The organism is Pseudoalteromonas sp. 120-MNA-CIBAN-0494 (genome assembly GCF_040308885.1).
Classification (GTDB): domain Bacteria; phylum Pseudomonadota; class Gammaproteobacteria; order Enterobacterales; family Alteromonadaceae; genus Pseudoalteromonas; species Pseudoalteromonas nigrifaciens.
Genome location: NZ_JBEOOE010000210.1, coordinates 1 through 246 on the forward strand (window position 1 = coordinate 1; position 246 = coordinate 246).

Below are 246 nucleotides of genomic sequence, written 5' to 3' on the forward strand. Positions count from 1 at the left end.
GGTGATAATTTGGTTGGTCTCGCTAACTCAGCACTCGAATACCCTGATGCCACGCTTGGCCTTCTGATTGCAGAAGACATGAGAGCAGCTAGGGTATTCATTTCTGCAGGCGGATGTTCCTGATCGCGCTGAGGTTCCTGTATTTCACCAAAGTAATTGGCTACGTGATTCAAAGCTTGCTTAAGCGTTGGATTCGTCGACAGTTCCATGGCTATGGCTATTTCTTCCAAGGCTTTGGAAGAGGGC

General features: G+C 48.4%; 1 protein-coding gene. It reads right to left on the reverse strand.

The features are described from left to right. A partial coding sequence (locus AAEY55_RS18550; protein ID WP_350552749.1) for a hypothetical protein occupies positions 1–246 on the reverse strand: 246 nt, incomplete at both ends.